The sequence below is a fragment of the Streptomyces sp. NBC_01352 genome (assembly GCF_036237295.1).
GTDB lineage: Bacteria > Actinomycetota > Actinomycetes > Streptomycetales > Streptomycetaceae > Streptomyces > Streptomyces plumbiresistens.
Genome location: NZ_CP108354.1, coordinates 534816 through 548863, shown reverse-complemented (window position 1 = coordinate 548863; position 14048 = coordinate 534816). Strand labels below are relative to the sequence as shown.

General features: G+C 68.8%; 14 protein-coding genes. 8 read left to right on the top strand and 6 right to left on the bottom strand.

Translation table 11 applies throughout. The annotated features are described in order from the left end of the window. Nucleotides 1-31 precede the first annotated feature (31 nt). Nucleotides 32-820 carry an FHA domain-containing protein gene (locus OG252_RS02755; RefSeq protein ID WP_266452142.1) on the top strand — a complete coding sequence of 263 codons (789 nt, stop codon included), beginning with the start codon at nucleotides 32-34 and terminating at the stop codon, nucleotides 818-820. A 22-nt stretch (nucleotides 821-842) separates the two neighbouring features. Here OG252_RS02755 and OG252_RS02750 read toward each other — a convergent pair whose 3' ends face one another. Continuing rightward, nucleotides 843-2789, bottom strand: coding sequence for a serine/threonine-protein kinase (locus OG252_RS02750; protein WP_329333388.1), 1947 nt, complete (start codon nucleotides 2787-2789; stop codon nucleotides 843-845). A gap of 271 nt (nucleotides 2790-3060) precedes the next feature. On the opposite strand from OG252_RS02750, the gene OG252_RS02745 reads away from it, so the two are divergent. Beyond that, nucleotides 3061-4257 carry an RNA-guided endonuclease InsQ/TnpB family protein gene (locus OG252_RS02745; protein ID WP_329333386.1) on the top strand — a complete coding sequence of 399 codons (1197 nt, stop codon included), beginning with the start codon at nucleotides 3061-3063 and terminating at the stop codon, nucleotides 4255-4257. A gap of 141 nt (nucleotides 4258-4398) precedes the next feature. Then, a complete protein-coding gene (locus OG252_RS02740; protein ID WP_329333383.1) occupies nucleotides 4399-5181 on the top strand; it encodes a polysaccharide lyase family 7 protein in 783 nt (260 codons plus the stop codon). Between the two features lie 85 nt (nucleotides 5182-5266). Here OG252_RS02740 and OG252_RS02735 read toward each other — a convergent pair whose 3' ends face one another. Beyond that, entirely contained in the window at nucleotides 5267-6718 is a 1452-nt protein-coding gene (locus tag OG252_RS02735; protein WP_266452150.1) for a DUF1996 domain-containing protein, read from the bottom strand. A gap of 238 nt (nucleotides 6719-6956) precedes the next feature. Between OG252_RS02735 and OG252_RS02730 the strand changes: the two genes are divergently transcribed. After that, on the top strand, nucleotides 6957-7121 hold the full coding sequence (locus tag OG252_RS02730) for a hypothetical protein (protein ID WP_329333381.1): 165 nt from the start codon (nucleotides 6957-6959) through the stop codon (nucleotides 7119-7121). Nucleotides 7122-7403: 282 nt separating this feature from the next. On the opposite strand, the gene OG252_RS02725 is transcribed toward OG252_RS02730, so the two are convergent. Next, nucleotides 7404-8051, bottom strand: a complete 648-nt coding sequence (locus OG252_RS02725) for a hypothetical protein (RefSeq protein WP_266452152.1) — start codon at nucleotides 8049-8051, stop codon at nucleotides 7404-7406. A gap of 313 nt (nucleotides 8052-8364) precedes the next feature. Here OG252_RS02725 and OG252_RS02720 point away from each other — a divergent pair, with 313 nt between their 5' ends. After that, on the top strand, nucleotides 8365-8715 hold the full coding sequence (locus OG252_RS02720; RefSeq protein ID WP_329333378.1) for a hypothetical protein: 351 nt from the start codon (nucleotides 8365-8367) through the stop codon (nucleotides 8713-8715). 153 nt (nucleotides 8716-8868) lie between these two features. Here OG252_RS02720 and OG252_RS02715 read toward each other — a convergent pair whose 3' ends face one another. From OG252_RS02715 to OG252_RS02705, 3 genes are all read right to left on the bottom strand, one after another. After that, a complete protein-coding gene (locus OG252_RS02715) occupies nucleotides 8869-9069 on the bottom strand; it encodes a hypothetical protein (protein ID WP_329333377.1) in 201 nt (66 codons plus the stop codon). Between the two features lie 198 nt (nucleotides 9070-9267). Continuing rightward, the gene (locus tag OG252_RS02710; protein WP_329333375.1) at nucleotides 9268-10071 is read right to left on the bottom strand and encodes a maleylpyruvate isomerase family mycothiol-dependent enzyme; all 804 of its coding nucleotides are present in this window, start codon (nucleotides 10069-10071) and stop codon (nucleotides 9268-9270) included. Further along, nucleotides 10068-10682: a TetR/AcrR family transcriptional regulator gene (locus OG252_RS02705; RefSeq protein WP_329333373.1), complete on the bottom strand. Its 615-nt coding sequence runs from the start codon at nucleotides 10680-10682 to the stop codon at nucleotides 10068-10070. Before OG252_RS02705 ends, OG252_RS02710 begins: the two co-directional genes overlap by 4 nt. Nucleotides 10683-10754: 72 nt before the next feature. On the opposite strand from OG252_RS02705, the gene OG252_RS02700 reads away from it, so the two are divergent. From OG252_RS02700 to OG252_RS02690, 3 genes are all read left to right on the top strand, one after another. After that, nucleotides 10755-11543 (top strand): SDR family NAD(P)-dependent oxidoreductase, encoded by a 789-nt coding sequence (locus tag OG252_RS02700; RefSeq protein ID WP_329333371.1) that lies wholly within the window; start codon nucleotides 10755-10757, stop codon nucleotides 11541-11543. 48 nt (nucleotides 11544-11591) lie between these two features. Further along, nucleotides 11592-13019 (top strand): coniferyl aldehyde dehydrogenase, encoded by a 1428-nt coding sequence (locus OG252_RS02695; RefSeq protein ID WP_329333369.1) that lies wholly within the window; start codon nucleotides 11592-11594, stop codon nucleotides 13017-13019. 220 nt (nucleotides 13020-13239) lie between these two features. Next, entirely contained in the window at nucleotides 13240-13977 is a 738-nt protein-coding gene (locus OG252_RS02690) for a hypothetical protein (RefSeq protein WP_329333367.1), read from the top strand. Nucleotides 13978-14048: the final 71 nt, after the last annotated feature.

The following is a 14048-nucleotide window of genomic DNA, read 5'->3' as shown; positions in this document are numbered from 1 at the left end:
ACCGACGATCCCGGAAACCGAGGAACCAGCGATGCCCTACTCCGCCAGCCTCGCGCGCGGTGTCACGCCCACCATCCCCGGGACCCTGCACGCCCGCACGGTCACCGGTGAGCTCAGTGCCCCGCCCAGGCCGGGTCTGACCCTCCGCTTCGGGCGCGGTGAGGAGCCGGACGTGGACCTGGGAGTCGGCGTGGACGACCTGGGGGTGAGCCGACAGCACGGCGAGCTGTCGTACCGCCAGGGGCTGTGGTGGCTGCGCAACACCGGGCAGCAGCTCGTCCGGCTGCCGCGCGGCGGGATGATGCACCTCAGCACGGAGGCGATTCCCCTCGACACCGGTTACACCCCGCTGTTCGTGAAGGGCTCCGGCTACCGAGAGCACCTGGTCGAGCTGTATGTCTCGGGCCACGACGACCAGGGGCCGGTGTCGCGACGCACCGCCAAGACCGTGTCGCCGAAGATCTGGCCCCTCGACGACGACGAACGGCTGCTGCTGGTCGTCCTGGGCCAGCGGTATCTGCTGTACGAAGAGGACCCGCGCCCTCTGACCTACGCCACCGCTGCCAAGCAGCTCGCCTACCTCCGCCCGGACGCGCGCTGGACCGAGCGCAGGATCGAGCACCGGGTCGAAGCCGTACGCCGCCGTCTCGACCGCGACGGCTTCAGATACCCGCTGTTGCACGACAAGTCCGAGGGCCGCCCCGGCGACAACCGCCTGCTGCACAACCTGATCAAGGGACTGGTGGAGTCGACGACGCTCGTACCACCGGATCTGGACCGGATGGAGGACGACACCGCCTGGCCGGACTCCGCGCCGTGAGGAGGCGCGTACGCCCCCTGTGTCATCGCGCGCGGAGTTCGGTCGCGGCGGAGGCCGCCAGACTCCTGGTCATCGCGCAGAGCTCCTCCGCGGGCCGCCCACCGCCGACTTCGAGGCGCACCATCTCGGCGGCGGTCTCGGCGCCCTGACCGCTGTACCTGTGGTCCTCGACGAAGGCCGTGCAGGTGTCACCGTCGTCGTTCGGTTCGACGACGGTGCGGTATCCGCTGAGCGTGAGGGCCGTGCCGTCCTGAGCCGACTTGGGCTGGTCGCGGAAGAAGCTCACCTCCGCATCCAGTTCGTCCACGTCGCTCGACCACTCGCAGCTCCAGTTCGCGACGCCGACGTCCGGCACGTCGACCTTGAGGCCGGGAACGACGGACAGCGCCTTCGCGTCGAGGAGCTTGCAGGCGTTCGCCCAGGCGAGCGACCTGCGCGGGTAGGCCGGTGAACGGCGGGGGACCGGACCCCGGTCGAGGACCTCGGCCGCGCTCGTGGCGGCCTCGTTGGCGACCGTGCACAGCGTCGCCTTGCCGCCGACCACCGAGCCCTTGCCCATGTTGGCGCGGACCTCCACCAGGGTGTCCTCGGTGTCGCCGCCCGCGGTCAGCAGCAGTTTGCACTCGTCGCTCTCCGCCTCGTCCTCGCGGATGCCGATCCGCCCGACGGTGCGGGAGGGCTCGGACCCCTCGGGCGGCGAGCCCTTGAGGACCCGGATCGACACATCGATGCGGGTCTTGTCGTCGATGCCCACGAGCACGTCGCAGCGGTCGAAGTTCCCGTAGTCCACGTCCGTGCGGACATCGCCGTCGCCGAACGAGTCGAGAGCGGCCGGGTCGGCCAGGGCGCACACGTCGGCCGTGTGCGGATCGCCCACCAGGGCCTGCGTCTCCTCCTGTTGGCTCTGGCCGGGTGTGGGGGTGGCGTTCCCGTCGTCGCTGTCGCCATGGCCGGGGATGACCACGAGCCCCAGAGCCAGTACGGCGCCGATGCCGAGCGCGGCCGCGACCAGTGGCCGGCGCCGGCGTCGGCGCACGGTGACGGTGTCGGGGGTGACGGTGTCGGGGGTGGTGGTGCCCTGATGGACTTTCGGACCGGTTCCGGCGACGTCCTCCAGCAGCCGCTTGGCCTCGGTGGCGTCGGGGCGTTGCCGGGGGTCGCGTCGGAGCATGGCGGCGAGCACGGGGTGCAGCGGTCCCACGGCGTCGGCGTCCATCTCGACGGCGCCCTGCTCGGCCTGCCAGTGCCTCAGCCGCTCGGCGCTCTCCCAGGAGTCCGGATCCTGCGCGTGGCCGTCGTTCTCCACAGGCTCGCTGCCACGCGGCGGCACACCGGTGACCAGGGCGTGCAGGGTGGCGGCCAGGCAGAACACGTCCGAGGCCGGCTGGGGGATGTTGCCCCGGGCCAGTTCCGGGGCGGCGTAGTCCGGGGTGTAGCTGTACGGGCCGTTGACCGTGATGGTCTCGCTGCCGCCGGCACGGTAGGCGGCACCGAAGTCCAGTAACTTCGCGTCACCGCGCCGGGTGAGGCCGATGTTGGCGGGCTTGACGTCGCAGTGGACGATGCCTTCCTCGTGCAGAGCGGCCAGCGCGTCGGCGAGCTGGGCACCGATACGGGCCGCCCGCGCGGGAGAGACCGTCGGCTGCCGGTCCAGGCCGCCACCGGGCACGTACTCCATGACGAACCAGTACGTGTCTGTTCCGTCCCCGTCCCCGGCCTCGTCCGGCGGCACGGTCACGACGTCGAACAGCGTCACGACGTGAGGATGACCCCGGAACTTGGCCATGGCGCGCGGCTCGCCCAGCAGCCGCCGCACCGCGGTCTCGCCCCCGCCGTCCGTCCGTTCCGGTTTCAGCGCGACGTCCTGGCCCACCACCGTGTCGTGGGCCAGCCACACATCACCGCCGCGCCCCGCGCCGATGACCTCCTTGAGGACATAGCGGTCGGCGAACTCCTCCCCGGAACGCACGGATCTTCCCCCTCGGTCGAGTCCGGAACGCAGACGGCCATGGTTCAAGTGCCGCACGCATGCGTCGAACCGTACTGCGTACGGCGGACCGTACGCAGTGTCTACCCAGAGCCTTCATCGGATTCCTTTCGTTTCCTCCCTCGGTTTTAGCCGGGGGAGGAAACGAAATTCCTGCGGAGCAGGGCAAGAAACTGGGATGTGCCGCCGGGCGGATCGCAGTGACCTGACCCGCAGGTTTGATGTCGACCTGCGGTCTGGTTAGTTTGTGGGCGTGGCCGCGAACCGTACGAAGCGGGCGTTCAGGTACCGCTTCTATCCGAGTGATGTGCAGGCAGCGGAGCTGTCGCGCACGTTCGGGTGTGTGCGGAAGGTCTACAACCTGGCGCTCGTCGCCCGCACCGAGGCGTGGGCGCGCAAGGAGCGGGTCAACTACAGCCAGACGTCGGCGATGCTGACGGCGTGGAAGAAGACCGAGGAGTTGGCGTTCCTGAACGAGGTGTCGTCGGTGCCGTTGCAGCAGACGCTGCGGCACTTGCAGACTGCGTTCACCAACTTTTTCGCCAGGCGGGCGAGGTATCCGCGTTTCAAGTCGCGGAAGAGGTCGCGGAAGTCGGCGGAGTACACCGCCAGCGGGTTCCGTTTCCGGGACGGCCGGCTGACGTTGGCGAAGATGGCGGAGCCGTTGGACATCGTGTGGTCCCGGCCGCTGCCCGACGGGACGAAGCCCTCCACGGTGACCGTGTCGCAGGACGCGGCCGGGCGTTGGTTCGTCTCGATGTTGTGCGAGGACCCTCATGTCACACCGCTGCCCGCCACCAACGGCGCGGTCGGGATCGATGTCGGCCTGGACCATCTCCTGACCCTCTCCACAGGGGAGAAGATCACCAACCCCCGGCACGAACGCCATGACCGCACCCGCCTCGCCAAGGCCCAGCGCAAACTGTCCCGCAAGGCCCCGGGCGACGGTGCCAACCGCCGTAAAGCCCGGCGTAAGGTCGCCAGGATCCACGCCCGGATCGCCGACCGGCGCCGGGACATGCTCCACAAGCTGACCACTCGGCTCGTGCGTGACAATCAAACGCTCGTGATCGAGGATCTGACCGTGCGCAACATGGTCAAGAACCGCACGCTCGCCCGGGCCATCTCGGACGCGAGCTGGAGCGCGTTCCGCTCGATGCTGGAGTACAAGGCGGCCTGGTACGGGCGTCAAGTGATTGCGGTGGACCGCTTCTTCCCCTCCTCCCGGCTGTGCTCCGTCTGCGGCACCGTGGAGGACAAGATGCCGCTCAGCGTCCGAACGTGGACGTGCGGCTGCGGTGCGGTCCATGACCGGGACGTGAACGCGGCGAAGAACGTTTTGGCCGCCGGGCTGGCGGTGTCTGTCTGTGGAGCCGGTGTAAGACCTCAACGGAGTTCTCCGGGCGGGCAGTCGGCGGTGAAGCAGAAAACCCCACGGCGCGAGCCGTAGGAACCCCTCCTCGTTCACGAGGGGGAGGAAGTCAACAGTCGCACTCATGCGTAGCAGGCAGGGTTCCGGGACCCCTCCCGGCAAGGACGCCTACGGTACGCATCGGCACCCACCGAACACCCTGACCGGGAGGGACCCTCCATGCCAAGCACTCGGACCGTCGTACTGGCCGGCATCACCGCGGCTGTCTCGGCCGCCGCGCTCACGTTGCCCGCCCACGCGGACGCCTCCGCCGGGTACAAGCCGGCGGCCGCCGCATGCACGTACCCCTCCGAGGTCCTGGACCTGACGAACTGGAAACTGACCCTGCCCACCGGCGAGGACGAGGATCCCACCGAGATCACCCAGCCCGAGCTGGCGAGCTTCTCCGCCGATCCCTGGTTCCGGGCCGAAGCCGGCTGTGACGCGGTCAGATTCCGGGCCGCCGTCAACGGCGTGACGACGGGAGGTTCCAGCTACCCGCGGGCCGAGCTGCGGGAGATGACCGACGGCGGCGAGGACGAGGCCGAATGGTCCACCACGGACGGCACCCACACCCTCGTGGTCAGGGAGGCGTTCACGGCGTTGCCGGAGGAGCGGCCGTGGCTCGTCGGCGCGCAGGTCCACGGCGGGGACGACGACGTCACGGTCTTCCGCCTCGAAGGCAGCAGCCTCTACGTCACCGACGGCGACGACCGCCACCACCACCTCGTCACCGACGACTACGAGCTGGGCACCGAGTTCGAGGCCAGGTTCGTGGCCGAGGACGGGAAGATCAAGGCGTACTACAACGGTCGGCTGCAGACCACGATCTCCCACGACGGCGACACCAACTACTTCAAGACAGGCGCCTACACGCAGGCCAACTGCACCAACTCCGAGCCGTGCGCCGACGACAACTACGGTGAGGTCCGCATCTTCGACATCGAGGTCACCCACTCCTGACCGGAGCGCGACGTCCGGGACACACGCCGGATGGTTCAGAGCGGTGGGCGTCGTCAGCACGACGCCCACCGCTCGATGCTCGGACTCAGCTGCACTTACGTCCGGTGTTGATGCACTGGACCGCCTTGTTCATCAGCTTCGCGTCGAAGACGTTGATGAAGTCACCGTGGTCGGTGACCGGCTTGTGCTGCTGTTCGGGGAAGCTGTCCAACGAGAAGAACGGACGGGTCTTGCCGTTGTCCTTGACGCTGGGCGCGTCCACGTCGTACACGAGACGCTGCACCAACTGCGGAATGGCCTTGAAGCCGGCCGCGCAGTTGCCGTTGGCGTCAGCGAAGGCCACGTGCGTACGGTGGTTGGCGCTGTCGATGTTCCTGCCGTCCCAGCAGCTCTGGAACTTGAAGGTGCGCACCACGTCGCTGCCTGACGGGCAGAGGGGGTACTTGTCCTTCAACTGCACCTTGTTCTCGAAGCCGGTGCAGCTCCAGGAGGCGTTGGCGTTGGCCGTGCCGTTGACGAACGCCTTGGCGTCACCGGTGATGATGCGCAGGAACTGGGGCATCGCCACCACCTTGCCGCGGGGACTGCCCACGAAGTCCAAGGTGGCCTTCTTGGCCGTCAGAATCCGGCCCGTGTTGCCCTCGGCGCCGCCGCCCTGCTTGTCGGCGTCGAACTCCTTGGTGCCGTCCTGCAGGCGCAGCACCGGCCAGTAGTAGGACGACTTGTCGCCCTTGTTCTGGCAGCTGGTCCCGGCCTTGGCGAAGTCCTGGTCGCTCGAGAAGGCGTCGTTGTCCTGGTTGCCGACGTAATCGTGCACGTGGTGTGCGCCGTTGGTGACACCGGGCGCGACGATGACGTTGTCGCTGTTGTACAGCTTGTTGGCGTTCACCCCGCACTTGCTGACGAAGACACCCTTGGAAGCCTTCGCCGACTTGGCGGGCGTGCGCACATTGGACTTCACCTTGGTGATGTCCACGAAGTCGGCGGAGACGGGGCCGTTGCCGGTCGCTCCGGCATTGGTGTTGTTGCCGCCCTGACCGGCGGTGGGCTGACCAGTGGGCTGGTTGCCGGTGGCGCGCAGCGTGCAGGCCGCCAAAGCGTCAAGGCCCTGCGGCTTGGCTGCCACACGGCCGATGGCGGTGGCGATCCGGTCGATCGTCGCCTTCCGCTTGTCCTTCAGCGGACCCACGATCGCGTTCTGGGCGAAGTTGGGGTCCTGCTGAATCGCCCTCTGGGAGGTGGAAAGGCGCTGGTATGCCTCGGATATCTGCTTGTCCAGGAGCGCCAGTTCCTTGTCGACCTGGGCCTTCGCCTGGGCGGGCACTGATGTCAACTGCTGGCCGACGTCGGGGCAGTCGATGGTGGAGGTGCCGGCCGCGAGCACCTGGTTCTGGGCGGAGCCCTTCGACGCGCTGGTCTCGTCGGCCGAGGCGTAGATGTTGACCGCCACCAGGCCACCGGCCCCTATGGCCAGTGCGGCCGCCGCGCCTACCGCCCGGCGGGCAGTCTTCGATCTTTTTCGCGTGTTGCGTCTCATCAGGCCTCTCAAGGACATCTCCGGAGTCGGCAGGACTTCCGGCATGGGTGCAGCGCATCCTCAGATACGAATGTGCGCGCCGAATGCTCAGCGGATTCTCAGGTTCGTAGGTTCCTCCAAGCCGTAAACAGTGCATGAGTGCCCAATCCGGGCCACGGCTTCGAAGAATTGCTACGACCAGTGCACTGACTGACTGTCATCGCCACGCCCCTGGCCGGAAGTTCGGGTGGTCTCGGGGATGGCGGACTACGGGCAGCAGCGTGCCCGGTTGGATCTGGTCCAGCACCTGGGCGAGGGGCGCCGCTCCTGGGCCGCCACCCTCGCCGCGGGGCCGACCGTCTCGGCCGCCAGGTCCGCACCGCAGGGCGACCCTGAGTCGCCGCAGATCTGCGGTTCCTGTTGACCTGCTGCGCGACGACGAGCGCCTGGCCGCACAAGCCCGCTGCCGTCGACTTCCACGCCGCGAGGGTCGCTCCTCGCGCCTCTCGCTCTCGGCCGGCGGCGCACGGGCCGCCCGCCTGCCGGCACCCGGGCCCTGAAGGCCGACGGCGACCGACGTCTCTGCTGCCGACCGACAAAATCGATGCTCCCGGCATGGCCGGTGTCTAGCTGCCGAAGACGTCTTGGCGGCTGGCTGGGCTGGCCGGCCGGATCGGCACCGGTTTCCGGACCGGGCGGGTGCGCGTCAGCCGACCGGGTCGGTCGGCTCCGGCGACGGGACGGGTGACGGCTGGGGGAGCGTGGGCGGCTGTGCCACCGGTGCCGTGACCGTCGTCGGCAGGACGGCGGACAGTGGAAGCGTCTGCGTCGGGATCGTCGGCGTGGGGACGCCCGCAGGCGCCTGATACGACGGCGCCTGCTGCTCGGCCAGGACCAGGGCGCTGGACGGGACGGCGGCGCGCAGTTCGTGCAGGCGCAGGAGGGCGATGTGCAGGTGCTCGGCGCCCTCGTAGGCGTCGTAGGCCAGGACGAGCCTGGCGCGCGTCTCCAGATTCTGCCAGGCATAGCGTCTTCGGAGGTTCGTCATGTGGCGGGCGTCCGCCCGTAGGAAGGTCGACCCGGCCGAGAACCCGGCGGCCAGGAGAGCCAGGATGGCCGCGGTCACCCGCGCCCCGGCGGAGGCCAGACCCGCCGCGCCCGAGATGCCGGCGAGGACCGCCGCGGGGAACCCCAGGCTGAGATAGGCCGCGTGCCAGAGCTTGGCGCGTCGCTGCGCCCGCCGCGCACCGATCTGGGCCTCGGTGACGATCTTCTCGACTTCGGCGCGCAGCGCGAGCAGCCGCGCATCTCCGGCGGCACCCTGCGCGGCTCCGGCGGATGTGCTGTCGGGCACGAATACCCCTGTTTGGAAAGGGAGTTGAAGGTCACGTCGGAGTGTAGGGCCTGCGCCCGGGTTGGCGACAGGGAACGCAATCCGCGTCATCAACCGACTGTGGAAGGCCCTGTGCCGGTCACCCGGTACCGCTCCCGCCGGAAGCGACCTGGGCGAGGCAACGCACTGCACTCAGCTCCGGGGATGTGAATGAGCCCGACCGCTTCGTGGATCGTCCGAGTACTGTCCGAGTACCGGCTGGGGAACGCCCTGGCGCGGCGCGTGTTGCGGCGGTGAGTGGTGTTCCGGGGCCGCGCACAGTAGAACTGGGCCCATGTCTGACCAGCAGTCAGCCCCTCACCCGGCCCAGATGCCCGGTGCGCCCTGGGCGTACGCGCCACTGCAAGCCCGGGGGGTCAGCGACGGCTACCGACGATGGGCCGGCATTCTCATCTGGCTCGCAGTCGTCATCGCGGTCCTCGTGGTGGTTGCGTTCGCGGTGAGCCTTGTCCTCCTTGCGAAGGCGGACGCGGACGTGGGGAACGCTGCCTACGGTTACCTCGCCATCTTCCTCTGGTTCGGGATCGCCGCCGCGATCCCCGTCCTGCTCGCGGTCGCCATCCCCGGTGCGGTCATGACGCGGCGGGTGCGGCAGCAGCGGCAGGCGGGGATCTCACCTTCATAAGCCACCCGGCGTGCACGGCGGCGGTGACCAGCGGGGTGACCGCGGCGTCGGGCCAACCCATGTCCGTTCACAGGGATGGCGTCGCGGTGCAGGAGAACCACGCCCCTCCACCGAGGCGACCGGAGCTCTGTCCGGTCGGAGGTACTGGCGGTGTCAGCCGGTCGTGATGCCGTAGTACTCGCGCACCTTGCCGACATGTGGCGAGCCGTCGCCCAACGGTCCTCGATGTTGCGCGATGCGGCGAATGGCCCGCAGTACCGTGTCCATTACCGCGATGGCCTCGTCCTCGGTGGTCGCCTCGATCACGACGTCAGCGCGCTGCCTGCCGCCACCGAACTGTTGCTGCAGTCCCACCCCGGGGGTGAGTGAGATCAGGGCCGCCTTGGCCGCACCCTACGGGCCGGGCCCGCGCCGGGCTGCTGGAGGTGAGACCGCGGTTCACGATGCCCCCTTGGAAGCCGAGGCACCCCGGCCAGGACTTGCCGCCACCAGAAGTGGCGAACCGGCGGTCCGGGGCTGCCTCGGAGGTGAGGCGGGCCTCTGGTGTCCCGGTCAGATGACGTTGACGGTGTCGAGGAAGCGGGCGGCGAGTTCGGTGTCGCCGGTGACCGTCACGTCGCTGTCGCGCCACGACGACCGCTGCGTGCCCCAGTCGGGGAAGGTCAGCGCGGGGGCGGTTATGTGCGCGGCGACCTTGCCGTCGGAGGGAGGCAGGGCGCCTGCCTCGTCGAACCACCAGGTCCCGCCGCCGGGGCCGGCGAGCGTCAGTGCGACGCGGGCGTCGAGCCCGGCGACCGGCGCCTGCGCGACCTGGTTGCTCAGTACGGCGATCATCCACGTCAGGACCGCGCGCATGCGGTCCGCGTCGGTGGACGGTATGGGTCGGCCGAGCGCTGGGGCCATGTCGTGGCGCAGGTGGGTGTGGTGGTCGAAGACGAGTGCGCCGCCGATCATCAGACCCAGGGGGTGGCGGCCGAGTTCGGCCATCTGTGCCCGTACTCGGGCGGCGGGTGTGCGTCTGACGACGTTGAGGAGTGTGGTGGCGCGCCGGCCGGCGCGCTGGTACTCGGCCATCACCTGGGCACGGCTCCAGTTGCGCCGTCGGTCGACGGGGTCTTCGTTCGCCTGTTCGAGGCTGGCGGCGAAGCTCGTGCGCAGCCCGGCGGGTGTGTAGAAGCTGCGCGCTGTAGCACCGATGTGGGCGACGACGTCGGCGATGCGCCATCCGGCTGCCGCGCTGGGCGCGGTCCATTCGTCGTCGGTGAGGCCGCGGGTGAAGTCCAGCATCTCGGCGCGTTCGGCGCGCAGGGCGGCGGCCATGTTCGGCAGGTCGGCGGGGGGCAGGCGCTTGCTCATGTCGTTGTCTTCTCTGGTGGTGAGGCGGGGCGGCGGATGGCCTGTACGGCCGTGTCGTAGAGGTCGAAGATGTCGGCCTGTGCGCCCAGGCGCATCCACTCTTCTGTTGCTGCCTGGAGGCAGGTGATCGCCGCGGCCGCGATCGCGCGTGCCTGCAGGGTGCGGTGGTCAGAGTCGGGCAGGCGCGGCTCGATCAGTGGTGCGAACAGGTCCTGCCAGCGGGCCTGCTTCTCGGCGTGGCCGGCGCGCAGGGATTCGTTGCCGAACAGAAGCGTGGTCATCTCGAGCCGGCGCTCGGCCGTGAGGTCCATCTCCTCGAGCACCTGGAACGCCGCACGCAGCGACGCCCACGGATCCTCGTCGGCCGGGCGCTCGGCGAGCCGCGCGGCGATCAATTCCCCCTGCTCGGACAGGCCGTTGAGCGCGAGGTCCTCCTTATTGCGGAAGTAGTTGAACAGGGTCCGTTTGGAGACCCCCGCCGCGGCGGCGATCTCCTCGAGTGTCGTGTCGTCGTACCCCTTGGTCGCGAACAGTTCGAGGGCGGTTTTGGTGAGGAGCGCGCGGACCACCGAGCGGGTCTGTTCCCGGAGGGGTGTCGGTTTCTGGGCCATGCACCGATGGTACATCCCTTCGCTAGATGCAACTACTTGCACTCAGTGCAAGCATGTGCGTAGAGTGCAGGCATGAGCAAAATCGACTATCGCCGCCAGACCGTCATCGTCACCGGAGCCAGCTCCGGGCTCGGCGCGGAATTCGCCCACCAGCTGGCCCGCCGCGGCGCGGATCTCGTACTCGTCGCCCGCCGCGCGGACCGGCTCAAGGACCTGGCCGACGAACTCACCCGCGCCCACGGCGTCACGGTGAACGTCGTCGCCCGCGACCTCGGCCGGCCCGACGCCGGCCGCACCCTGCGCGCCGAACTCGAATCCCGCGGCATCCACGCCACCGGACTGGTCAACAACGCCGGCTTCGGCACCCACAACGCCCTCACCGACGAGGACCCGGACCGCCTGCAGAGCATGATCGCGCTGAACGTCAGCGCGCTGGTCGACCTCAGCCGCGCCTACATCGACCCGCTGACCTCCGCCGACACCGGCATCCTGATCAACGTCGCCAGCCTGCTGGGCTTCCAGCCCACCCCGTACCTGAGCGTCTACGGCGCGACCAAGGCCTTCGTCCTCAGCTTCACCGAATCGCTGTGGGAGGAAAACCGTGGCACCGGTCTACGCGTCCTCGCCCTGTGCCCCGGCGCCACGAAGACCGAGTTCTACGACGCCGCCGGCAGCGAGACGGCCGACTACGGCGCGAAGCGAGTCACCCCCGAGCACGTCGTCAAGACGGCCCTCGACACGCTCGACCGCCGCTCCGCGCCCCCGTCGGTGATCACCAACGGCCGCCCGATCGCCCTCGCCGGCAAGTTCCTGCCGCGCCGCCTGATCGTCCGGTTCATGGGCCGCATGGCCCGCCCGTAGCCGGCACTGCTCCTCCGTCGTCCCCACCAGCAGCAAAGGACCACCATCGTGACCATCACAGAAGTCACCCCACAGCCCACGGACGCGGAGCGCTTCGGCCACATGCTCGCCGTTCAGCGCGCTGCCTACCGCCGCGACGGAGCGCCCTCACTGGCTGCGCGGCGCAGCGACCTGAGCAGGTTCAAGGCGGCGCTGATCGCCCGGCGCAGCGCCATCGAGGAGGCCATCAATGCCGACTTCGGAAACCGCTCGCGCCACGAGACCGCGATGATGGAGCTCGGCGGCGTCGTCCAAGGCATCGACTACCTTCAGCGCCATCTCCGTCGGTTCATGCGCCCGACCGGCCGGCACACCGCCTGGCCCATGCGTTTCGGCAGCAACCGCATCGAATACCAGCCGCTCGGCGTGGTCGGGGTCATCTCACCGTGGAACTATCCCGTCAACCTCTCCCTGATGCCGGTCGTCACCGCGATAGCCGCCGGCAACCGCGTCATGCTCAAGCCGTCGAAGTTCGTCCCGGCGACGAACGCCGTGCTCGCGTCGATGCTGAGCGAGCTCTTCCCACCGGAGCAGGTCACGATCGTCAGCGGCGACGGTGCCGCGTTCTCCTCCCTGCCCTTCGACCATCTCGTCTTCACCGGCAGCACCGAGGTCGGACGGGCCGTGATGAAGGCGGCGAGCGAGAACCTCGTCCCCGTCACGCTGGAACTGGGCGGCAAGTCCCCGACCATCGTCGCCAAGGGACACGTAACCGACCGGACCGTGTCCGACATCGTCTTCGGCAAACTCCTCAGCGGCGGGCAGACCTGCATCGCCCCCGACTACGCCCTGGTCCACGAATCCGAGATCGACACCTTCATCGACAGCTACGACCACCTCGTGAAGACCGCCTACCCCGACGGCCCGAACAGCAGGGACTACACCTCGATCGTCAACGACAAGCAGTACGCGATCCTCACCGACCTGATCGAGGACGCCCGTAACCACGGGGCACGGATCATCGAAGTCGGGCACCGGCCGGGCGAGGCCGCCCACCGCCCGCACACCCTCGCACCGACCGTCGTACTCGGCGTCACCGACGACATGCGGATCGCCCACGAGGAGATCTTCGGCCCCATCCTGCCGATCTTCCCCTACCGCGACATCGACGACGCCATCGACTACGTCAACGCACGACCCCGACCGCTCGCGCTCTACTACTTCGGCAACAACGACACGGACCGGCGCAAGGTCCTCGACCGCACGACCTCCGGCAACGTCACCGTCAACGGCACCATCATGCACGTCGGCCAGGACGACCTACCCTTCGGCGGCGTCGGCGCCAGCGGAATGGGCCAGTACCACGGCATCGAAGGGTTCCGGACGCTCAGCCACCCCAAGGGCATCTACGTCCAAGGCCGCTTCAACGCCGCCCGCCTCCTCTACGCCCCCTACAGCAAGCGCACCGACGCTCTCCTCAACTTCTTCCTTCGATAACCGGCGGCTCCCGCCGCCTAAGCCTCACCCGCGGCGAAGCCGATGTCCTGCCCGACGGTCCACAATCGCATCGCCCCACGGTCCGGCCGGGCGATAGAATCAAGAAGTGCGTTGATCCTCCGGGCGGCAGCCATGTGCAGCCGCGGACGGTGCAGGGTGCCTCGCAACGAGGTCGCCCCGGCAGGTATACCCGTCATCACTCCACCGGAGATCCACGCTGATGACTGATCAGCAGCCTCTCACCTACGACGCGTTCGTCGAACTCGCTGCCGCTGACCCAGCCGTCGTCGGCCTCGTTCTCAAAGGGTCCCAATCCCACGACGGCATGGTCACCCCGTACTCCGACCACGACCTGTACGTGGTCGTCGCCGACGACGCCAGGACCGATCTGACCCGCTTCGCGGACCACCGTAGCGCCGCCCTCGACCTCGTCATCGTCACTCTCACCGAGTTCCGTGAGGCCGGGATGCCCGGTTGGGAACGGTACGCCCTCGCCCGTGCCCAGATCGTGCTCGACCGGCTTGACGGAGAGTTGGCCCGGATCCTCGCCGACAAGGCTCGTCTGGGTGCCGATGAGGCATTCCAGGACGCACGTGGCTGGCTGGATGCCTATGCCAACTCGCTCTATCGCTCCGTCAAGAACCACCGGGACGGCCAGACTCTCGCTGCTCGTCTCGACGCCGCCGACAGCATCCGGTTCCTGCTCGAGCTTCTGTTCGCCATCGACCGTCGCCCCCGCCCCTACAACAAGTACCTGGAGTGGGAGCTCGCCCGGCACCCGCTGCCGGGCTGGGACACCGACGTACTGCTCCGTGCCGTGGACCGCGTCTCGGCCACGGGTGACGTGCCCCTGCAACGGCACCTCTTCGCCCTTGTCGAGACGGCGGCCCGAGAAGCCGGACACGATGAGGTGCTGGATGCGTGGGGCGACGACCTTGACCTCATGCGACCGCAATAGGGACTTGACCTCACGCGACCGCAACAGGGAGGGGCCGGACCTCGCCGGTCGTCAGGGTTGACAGCTACCGA

What these genes read in the sequence shown, in the direction of transcription:
- OG252_RS02740 (WP_329333383.1), top strand. Translation starts at nt 4,399, where the DNA reads ATGCCAAGCACTCGGACCGTCGTACTGGCCGGCATCACCGCGGCTGTC.
- OG252_RS02720 (WP_329333378.1), top strand. Translation starts at nt 8,365, where the DNA reads ATGTCTGACCAGCAGTCAGCCCCTCACCCGGCCCAGATGCCCGGTGCG.
- OG252_RS02710 (WP_329333375.1), bottom strand. Translation starts at nt 10,071, where the DNA reads ATGAGCAAGCGCCTGCCCCCCGCCGACCTGCCGAACATGGCCGCCGCC.
- OG252_RS02730 (WP_329333381.1), top strand. Translation starts at nt 6,957, where the DNA reads ATGGCGGACTACGGGCAGCAGCGTGCCCGGTTGGATCTGGTCCAGCAC.
- OG252_RS02735 (WP_266452150.1), bottom strand. Translation starts at nt 6,718, where the DNA reads ATGAGACGCAACACGCGAAAAAGATCGAAGACTGCCCGCCGGGCGGTA.
- OG252_RS02755 (WP_266452142.1), top strand. Translation starts at nt 32, where the DNA reads ATGCCCTACTCCGCCAGCCTCGCGCGCGGTGTCACGCCCACCATCCCC.
- OG252_RS02700 (WP_329333371.1), top strand. Translation starts at nt 10,755, where the DNA reads ATGAGCAAAATCGACTATCGCCGCCAGACCGTCATCGTCACCGGAGCC.
- OG252_RS02690 (WP_329333367.1), top strand. Translation starts at nt 13,240, where the DNA reads ATGACTGATCAGCAGCCTCTCACCTACGACGCGTTCGTCGAACTCGCT.
- OG252_RS02705 (WP_329333373.1), bottom strand. Translation starts at nt 10,682, where the DNA reads ATGGCCCAGAAACCGACACCCCTCCGGGAACAGACCCGCTCGGTGGTC.